Origin of the sequence: Halobacillus rhizosphaerae (genome assembly GCF_046719735.1) — a bacterium.
GTDB classification, from domain to species: Bacteria; Bacillota; Bacilli; order Bacillales; family Halobacillaceae; genus Halobacillus_B; species Halobacillus_B rhizosphaerae.
On record NZ_JAUTWQ010000008.1, the window covers coordinates 263,875 to 271,791 of the forward strand.

General features: G+C 42.3%; 9 protein-coding genes. 8 read left to right on the plus strand and 1 reads right to left on the minus strand.

Translation table 11 applies throughout. The features are described from left to right. Window positions 1-2 precede the first annotated feature (2 nt). The 4 genes from Q7A53_RS11175 (at window position 3) to Q7A53_RS11190 (ending at window position 3,346) form a co-directional block, all read left to right on the plus strand. The gene (locus Q7A53_RS11175) at window positions 3-833 is read left to right on the plus strand and encodes a carbohydrate ABC transporter permease (RefSeq protein WP_411789247.1); all 831 of its coding nucleotides are present in this window, start codon (window positions 3-5) and stop codon (window positions 831-833) included. A gap of 48 nt (window positions 834-881) precedes the next feature. After that, window positions 882-1,877, plus strand: a complete 996-nt coding sequence (locus Q7A53_RS11180) for a LacI family DNA-binding transcriptional regulator (RefSeq protein ID WP_411789248.1) — start codon at window positions 882-884, stop codon at window positions 1,875-1,877. A 101-nt stretch (window positions 1,878-1,978) separates the two neighbouring features. After that, window positions 1,979-2,428 carry a hypothetical protein gene (locus tag Q7A53_RS11185; RefSeq protein ID WP_411789249.1) on the plus strand — a complete coding sequence of 150 codons (450 nt, stop codon included), beginning with the start codon at window positions 1,979-1,981 and terminating at the stop codon, window positions 2,426-2,428. A gap of 57 nt (window positions 2,429-2,485) precedes the next feature. After that, entirely contained in the window at window positions 2,486-3,346 is an 861-nt protein-coding gene (locus Q7A53_RS11190; protein WP_411789250.1) for a GNAT family N-acetyltransferase, read from the plus strand. Window positions 3,347-3,384: 38 nt separating this feature from the next. Here Q7A53_RS11190 and Q7A53_RS11195 read toward each other — a convergent pair whose 3' ends face one another. Next, the gene (locus tag Q7A53_RS11195) at window positions 3,385-4,479 is read right to left on the minus strand and encodes an NAD(P)/FAD-dependent oxidoreductase (protein ID WP_411789251.1); all 1,095 of its coding nucleotides are present in this window, start codon (window positions 4,477-4,479) and stop codon (window positions 3,385-3,387) included. 166 nt (window positions 4,480-4,645) lie between these two features. On the opposite strand from Q7A53_RS11195, the gene Q7A53_RS11200 reads away from it, so the two are divergent. The 4 genes from Q7A53_RS11200 to Q7A53_RS11215 form a co-directional block, all read left to right on the plus strand. Continuing rightward, window positions 4,646-4,843, plus strand: coding sequence for a hypothetical protein (locus tag Q7A53_RS11200; RefSeq protein WP_411789252.1), 198 nt, complete (start codon window positions 4,646-4,648; stop codon window positions 4,841-4,843). A 198-nt stretch (window positions 4,844-5,041) separates the two neighbouring features. Continuing rightward, entirely contained in the window at window positions 5,042-5,812 is a 771-nt protein-coding gene (locus tag Q7A53_RS11205; protein WP_411789253.1) for a zinc ribbon domain-containing protein, read from the plus strand. Between the two features lie 395 nt (window positions 5,813-6,207). Further along, window positions 6,208-7,311, plus strand: coding sequence for a histidinol-phosphate transaminase (gene hisC / locus Q7A53_RS11210; RefSeq protein ID WP_411789254.1), 1,104 nt, complete (start codon window positions 6,208-6,210; stop codon window positions 7,309-7,311). A 52-nt stretch (window positions 7,312-7,363) separates the two neighbouring features. After that, window positions 7,364-7,917: thiamine pyrophosphate-dependent enzyme (locus Q7A53_RS11215; RefSeq protein ID WP_411789260.1), on the plus strand; the 554-nt coding region annotated here is incomplete at its 3' end.

The window sequence follows — 7,917 nt, forward strand, 5'->3', positions numbered from 1 at the left end:
AATTGGCTGCTTCCACAAAAAAAAGTAAACTTGAACAAACGGTCGTCATTCTATTGCTGATTCTTGGCGGAATCGTCGTTTCCGTTCCGTTTATATGGATGATTTCCAGTTCCTTTAAACCGGAAAGCGAAGTACTGGCAATTCCTCCAACCTTATTTCCGAAGAATCCTACTTTGGAAAACTATATCAACTTGTTTACGAACATGAACTTTCTACTCTATTTGAAAAATACTTTGATTGTCGTGATCTTCTCCTTTTTAGGGTTACTCTTTAATGCGATGGCCGGATATGGATTTGCGAAATTCAATTTTAAAGGACGGGAGAAAATCTTTTATCTGGTCCTTGCCACCATGATGATTCCTGGACAAGTTACCATGATTCCTGTCTATTTATTACTGAATTCAATGGGATTAACGAATACGATGGCCGGGATCGTTCTGCCTGGACTTGCGGTCGCCTTCAGTATCTTCTTGTTCCGGCAGTTTATGACCACGATTCCGACCGATTTAATAGAAGCGGCAAGACTTGATGGTGCAGGAGAATTTTATATTTTCTTCAGGTTAGTGATGCCAATTGCCAAGCCAATCTTTGCGGTACAAGGGATCTTGACGTTTATTGCCGGCTGGAACAGTTTCTTATGGCCGCTGATTATTGCCAATGACCAGAGCTTATACACTTTATCCGTAGGACTCTCCTTGTTAAAAGGGCAGTATGCGAATAACTTTGCGCTGCAAATGGCCGGAGCCGCCTTTATGGTCGTTCCGATTGTGATCATTTTCTCTTTATTTCAGAAATACATTGTGGAAGGTTTTACAATGTCGGGAATTAAATAGCGTGTTTGTTACAATAGAAGCACAGAATTGCTTAGATGGAGGAGTAGGATGGCGACAATTAAGGACGTTGCAAAAAAAGCAGGCGTAGCAGTATCTACTGCTTCCTATGCTCTTAACGGGATCGAAAAGGTCAGTGCAGCTACAGTAGAGAAAGTACTGCGGGCCGCTGAGGAATTAAATTATCAGAAGAACGGGTTTGCTTCTGATTTAAAACGGACGAAAACCAATACCATCGCTTTAATTTTAAGTGACATGTCCGGTCCATATTATTCGGAATTGATCAAAGGCGTTCAGGAGGTCACTGCTTCCAACGGGTTTGACTTGATTGCCTGCAGTTCAGTAGGCGGGGAGAAATCGACCGCTTCTAAATTTTTGAGAGAGAAACGAGTGGATGGAGCCATTGTACTGGCCCAGAACATTAGTACAGAAGTGATCAAAGCTTCAGCGAGAAAAGATTTTCCTATCGTTGTGCTGGATCGTTCCGTTGACCACCCGTTTGTCATTCATGTAGAAGTTAATAACCGGCAGGGCGGGTATGAAGCAACCGAATATTTAATAAACAAAGGCCATCAATCCGTGGGCTACGTCAGCGGGCCAAGGAACTCTCACGATAATGAAGAGAGGTTTCAAGGGTATTTAACTGCGCTTAAAGAACATGGACTTACCTACCAGTCCAGACTGAAAATCAGTGGAGATTTCACTAGGGAAGGCGGTTATCGGGCAACGAAAATGCTAGTTGCTCAACAGGACCTTCCTGACGCTATTTTTTACGCCAACGATGAGATGGCAATCGGAGGTCTGCAAGCATTTACAGAGAAGAAAGTCTCTATTCCTGAAGATGTTTCAGTTATAGGGTTTGATGATATTCAGCTTTCCGAGTATGTGAACCCGCCGCTCACTACCGTTAAGCAGCCGAAATATGAAGCGGGGGCCCTGGCTGTCCACTTGATCTTTCAAATGCTTGCTGGTGAGAAAGTTGAACAGACCTATAATCTTCCAACAGAGTTTGTGGAAAGACAGTCCGTCATATTGAATAAAAAGTGAGGAAATCAGCTCTACATCAGAGCTGGTTTTTTTGTTCCCACCCTTTCATTCCTAAACCTGATGCATGGTGCATAGGGTAATAAAGACAAGGGGGAGGTTGGATGAGTAAAGGATTGGCTGTCTTTATAGCGATTTTGCTCCTGGCTGGTGGAATCCTGCTATTTATGCTTTTCATTACTAATCCTGGCCATCGAGCTGCCGTTACAGTTAGAAATTTTTATCAATATGAGCAAAAAGCGGAGTTCTCTGATTCCTGGCAGCTGCTTCATTCACAGATGAAAGATAAATTCACACGAAACCAATATATTCAAGAACGATCAGACGTTATGCTAAAGCATTTCGGCGGGGAAAAGTTCACCTTTACCATTAATCATAAGAAGAAGTTGAAAGGTTGGAAAATGGCGGATGGAGCAAAGCCTATTGGTACGGTGTATTCGATGAGAGTAACCCAGGATTTTCATGGTGAATTTGGAAACTTCACTTTATATCAAGATGTGTTTGCGGCAAAGGAAAACGGAAAGTGGACGATCCTTTGGGACTATAAAAATTAGCTGGTCGCTTTTGAATTAGATCCGTTATAATAAAAAGTAAATGGTTTTGAGGTGCCTATGAAACTTACATCTTACGTAGATATAACTCCTGCTCTAATGAAAGAAATACGCCAGCTGGAAGAAACGGTCCAGTCTGCGGATCATTTTGAAAGCGAACTATACTTAGCTGAAAATCTGAATTTTGATCCATCACTTGCCTGGGTGTTTACCATCCATGACGCCAATCAGCTTGTTTCAGCTTTACAGATTTTCGCTCCTGCAAAAACAGAAATGGAAATCATGGGCTTTACTCACCCGGATTATCGCAACCGGGGGTATTTCGCTTCTCTGGTGGAAACGGCAAAGGGAGTTTGGAAACAGCATAAACTTCCTTCTCTTTTGTACGTCGTTAACGGTATATCTAAGAGTGGTCAAGCTTATGCTCTTGGAAAAGGTGCCATTCATGAATTTACCGAGTATTTAATGGAATGGAGATCGGAGCAGGATGATGCTTCAAAAGAACGTGGACAATTAAGCACCCTGCCGGCAAAGCGGGATCAGCTGGAAGTATTGGCTGATATTCAGCATCAAACCTTTGGAATTGAGTACGAAGGCGCTAAGAATTTTATTAAAGGCGCGTTTGACAGCGAACAACGGCACACATTTATCAGCTATTATCAAGACCGGCCTGTGGGCATGGGAGCTATTGGGGTGGAATCGGCCATGCTATCCATTTATGGTGTTTGTATTCTGCCTGAATTTCAAGGGCTTGGACTAGGCAAAGAGCTTATGCAGCATTTACTGAAAGAATCGAGACGTTTATCCGATCAAAAGATCACACTTGAAGTAAAGAGCTCCAATGGGCGAGCGTTCGAGCTTTATAGAAAGCTTGGATTTGAAGTGGTATTTTCGAATGAATATTACCGGGAATTTCTATAGGGATCATTAAAACTGGATCAGCAATTGGATACGTCCGCTCATTTAGTGTTTCGGATGAAAGGGTTAAGTATATGGCTGAGTACCTTCAATATGCTCATATTAGGTTTAGTTATTAAGTTTTCTATCGTTTGAACATGAAGGGATTTTGCTACAAGATCCAATTGTTCGTTGTTCAAGCGCTCGATGGCTCTTCGCAACGTCAATGAATCCTCATAATCCTTGTATAAGGGGGCTGAAAGTTCTTCATAGTCTCCCAGACCACAAATATCCTGGGCTGCATAAATTCCACTTAGCATGGAACTCGATTGGCCAAAGCCTAAAAATGGGGTAATGGCTCCCATGCAGTTTCCGACAAAGAAAGTATTTCCGATTCGCGGATATTTACTTTTTCCGACGATATAGTCTGTTAATGAAAATTCTTCTTCTATGATTAAATTCTGGTTGAGCGTCTGGGATGCCTGGACCAATGTCTCTTTCCAAAGCGTCTTTTTATCCTTCACCATTTCTTCTTCGTATTGTGGATATACCAATACAAGAGTTCCTTGGTTTTTGGAGTGAGGAAGAAAGTAGATCATCCCTTTAGGAGCAAATCTGTTATCGAACCAGGTATGGACTTCATTGGGAATGAAATCTCCCTGAACGATCGCGCCTGCAAATGTGGAAGCGAGTGATATTTCAATGGGCTGAATTTGTTGAGTGTCCATGACGTCGCCAGTTGCAACGACTACGTGAGTATATTCTTTTGAGATTTCATTATAATTTATATTTTGATTACAGTGAATTTTCGTGTTCACCAGCTGTTCAGCTAATTGTTTTTCATAAGCTTCCGCATGATCTCCTCTCATATTGATAAAACCTAAATTTCCTTCTACGAATGCCGATTCACTTTGGGAATGGACGAATATTTTTTGGACATTGGTGGTAGGTTTTAAGTGAATATCGTACTTTTCAGAGAAAAATTTCACAGCATCATCAATAGGTCTATGAAGAATCGGGGTCATCAATTCTGCAAGTTTATATTGGAAGCAAATGTCTGAGTGTTTTTCAAATACATCAGCAGAATGTCCGTGTTTTTCCAATGTCAACGCGCAAGAAAGTCCAGCGAGTCCAGCTCCAATGATCGCTATATTCATATGGGTGCCCCCTTTTTTATAGTGTTAGTAAGGAAAAGATTTTTATTCTGGGCTCTATTATGCTTTGAGTGATGATCGACCATTTATTTAAGAAGGAAGTTTCTCCTGGTTTTTTCCCATACAAGTATTCATGATAAAATGGTAGAAAACAGGAAGGGGTACAGTTATGGTCATATCCGGAACGATCCATTATAAAGATTACAAAATAAATTTTGAAGTGAAACAGAACAAAGAGAATATCAATGAAGAAAACGTCAATAACGAGGAAATCAAACAGCCTCTCATTCATGCCATTAATCAAAAGTACCGCGTTAAGTATCCGCAGTCCAGCACCATCGATTCATTGAGAGTGAGTACTATATAGATAACCAGTAACGCCAGCCGGGAAGCAGACCAGGCTGGTTTTTTTATGTCCAAAAAAATATTAAATGACGAATAAAGTTCCGAGTTGTCATAGGAAGAAGATCCTGACGATAGGATAAATAAGGCTCGTTTATAAGAAGGGAGGAAGAAGAACAAAAGTCCACGTGCCCTTCCATCATAGAAAGGAAAGTGATCAGCATTGTTATGTCCTCAATGTGGTTCCATCATTGAAAAGCAAGCGAAGTTTTGCGGTGAGTGCGGCGTTTATGTGAATCAATCTGGTGCTCAGCCGGCGGTGCAACGTTCAGGCGCCGTAGTTGCGGTTCAAAAAAATAGCGGGGAGTACATACAAAAAGGTAAGGAGGTAGGTAAACGGTTCTATTCCTTTGCTTTAACAGCGGCTGCTGCACCAATGAACGCGAGTAGAAAGGTAATCGAAACGGATTATTTGAACGGGTTAATGGCCAATCTACTCCTCGCCTTTTTACTTCCCTTATTTTCTTATTTTACCGCTCGAAGCTTAAATAACGGCTGGATGGAAGTTAATATTCCATTTGGTCAAGTGGTCATCCAGCCCTTTTTCTACATTCTTATTTTCATGGCGGTATTTACAGTTGTGAATTTTGCCGCAGCTAAACTAATGAAAGCCGAGGTTACGTTTAAGGAAGTGGTAACGAGGTATGGGGTCTTCAATGTACTGCCGCTGTTTCTAGTAACGCTTGCGATTGTGTTCGCCCTGTTATCAGCGACGGTATTCAGCACCTTTATCTTTGGGGTGGGGGCTGGATTATTTGCTTTATCCAGCTTGTTCCTCATCTTTTCGCTTAAGGAAAATTCCGATGGCGGACTGGACGTTTATTACGCCCTGATTCTGGTGAATTTCGTTATGTTTCTTGTCTTTGCGATGTTCGGTATCAATCTAGTTAAACATATCTTGGAACAATTATCTTACTGGCCATTCAGTTTCTAACCGCCAACATATGAATTCAATAAATATCAGCCAACCCGAACCTCATGGTTCGGGTTGGCTGTGTTTTCCGGTATAGTGGCAGCTTCGTCCAATGGTTTTTCCATGAACCTTTCTATTCGATAGGTCTTCATTTGCGATAATCCTTGGTTTAGTACCAGTCTCCGTGACATGCTCTTTATGGACAGGGAATTGGCAGATCAAATTGAACTATTTTTATTCCCTCAAAATTGAACCTTTCCTTGATTTCACGCGGTTTTATCCTGAATCGTTTAGTGCTTAAAAGTGTTCTCACGTTAAATGACATTCTTGATGGAAGATTTTGATAAATCTAAAATATAAGAGAGGCACAATTTTTTCATATTCGATTGATTATTGAAATGGAGGAGGAATATCCTATGGTCCGACCGCGTCCGCAAATTGATACTATTGCCATGTACTCTCCAGGGAAACCTGTTGAAGAATTAAAGCGGGAGAAAGGGCTTTCGAGGATTATTAAGATGGCATCCAACGAAAACCCATTCGGCTTCTCCCCTTTAGCAGAAGAAGCGATGCAAAATGAAATGAAGGAAATAACGCTTTACCCGGAGGTCACTTCCCCGTTACTTGCTGAAAAATTAGCGAATAAACTTCAGATTTCCAAGGACCAGGTTCTATTTGGTAACGGATCCGACGAAGTTATCCGGCTGTTAACACGCACTTTCATCAATGAAGGAGACGAAGTGGTGATGGCGGGTGTCACTTTTCCCCGTTACAAAACGAACGTCATCATTGAAGGAGGCGTGCCGGTCGAAATCGATATGCAAAACGGCACTCACGATTTAGCCGCAATGGCAGAAGCAATTGGCGAGAAAACGAAGATGGTGTTTGTGTGCAATCCGAATAACCCCACCGGAACCATTGTGGAAAAGGAAGCGCTGCGTGAGTTTATCAGTCAAGTTCCCTCGCACGTCATGCTGGTCATGGATGAAGCGTATTATGAATATGCCGACGCCCCTCAATACCTGGAGACATTACCCTTGCTTCCTCAGTATAAAAATATGGTCATTCTCCGCACCTTTTCAAAAGTATATGGGCTCGCCGGCCTGCGCATTGGATATGGCCTGATGGATCCTGAGCTAGTCGGACATTTACATAAAGTGAAGGAACCTTTTAATGTGAATCGGCTGGCCCATGCCGCTGCGTCTGCTTCTCTCGATGATGATGACTTTCTCTATGAAAGCATACGTCTTAATCGTGAAGGGCGAGAGTATTTGAATGCCCGATTTTCTGACATGGACTTAACCTATTTTCCTACCCAGACGAACTTCATTATGGTGGATGTGGGAGTGGCGGCTGAGGATGTGTATGAATACCTGCTTAACGAAGGAATTATTATCCGTCCCGGTCACTTAATGGGCTATCCAACAATGATTCGAGTAACTATCGGTCAGCGTGAGGATAACGAGCGATTTATTGATTGTCTTCAAGCATTTATTAAAGACTACAGCAGACAATCTTGATCGCTAATATTGATGATCAAATCAGCCACAGGAAGGATGTTGAACTTTGGATATGCTTACCCAATTTCCTATTATTCAATATATCAGCGAAGATGGCCAGTTACTGAAAAAGGAGATCGAGCCTGAGCTGACGGAAGACCTGGTGAAACTTTTTTATGAAAAAATGCTTCGTGCCCGTTTGATGGATAAGAAATGTGTCAATTTGCAGCGCCAGGGACGCATGGGCACGTATGTCCAATATGAAGGCCAAGAGGCGGCACAAGTAGGAAGTGCTCTGGCATTGGAGAATGGCGACTGGATGTTTCCTACTTATCGGGACCATGCGGCAACGATGACATTTGGTCATTCGCTTAGAAACCTGCTCTTGTACTGGGTAGGCAGGATCGAGGGAAGCCTTCCGCCAGAAGGAAAAAATATCTTCCCGCCAGCCGTACCTATTGCCTCGCAATTGCTTCATGCTACGGGAGCTGCCTGGGCAGAAAAGAAAAAAAACACCGATCGAGTGTCCATCGCTTACTTTGGAGACGGAGCCACTTCCGAGGGAGATTTTCATGAGGCGCTTAATTTTGCAAGCGTTTTCAAAACTCCGGTTGTCTTTTTTAATCA

Coding starts and splice junctions, on each gene's coding strand:
- Q7A53_RS11180 (WP_411789248.1), top strand. CDS start 882: ATGGCGACAATTAAGGACGTTGCAAAAAAAGCAGGCGTAGCAGTATCT.
- Q7A53_RS11190 (WP_411789250.1), top strand. CDS start 2,486: ATGAAACTTACATCTTACGTAGATATAACTCCTGCTCTAATGAAAGAA.
- hisC (WP_411789254.1), top strand. CDS start 6,208: ATGGTCCGACCGCGTCCGCAAATTGATACTATTGCCATGTACTCTCCA.
- Q7A53_RS11200 (WP_411789252.1), top strand. CDS start 4,646: ATGGTCATATCCGGAACGATCCATTATAAAGATTACAAAATAAATTTT.
- Q7A53_RS11185 (WP_411789249.1), top strand. CDS start 1,979: ATGAGTAAAGGATTGGCTGTCTTTATAGCGATTTTGCTCCTGGCTGGT.
- Q7A53_RS11195 (WP_411789251.1), bottom strand. CDS start 4,479: ATGAATATAGCGATCATTGGAGCTGGACTCGCTGGACTTTCTTGCGCG.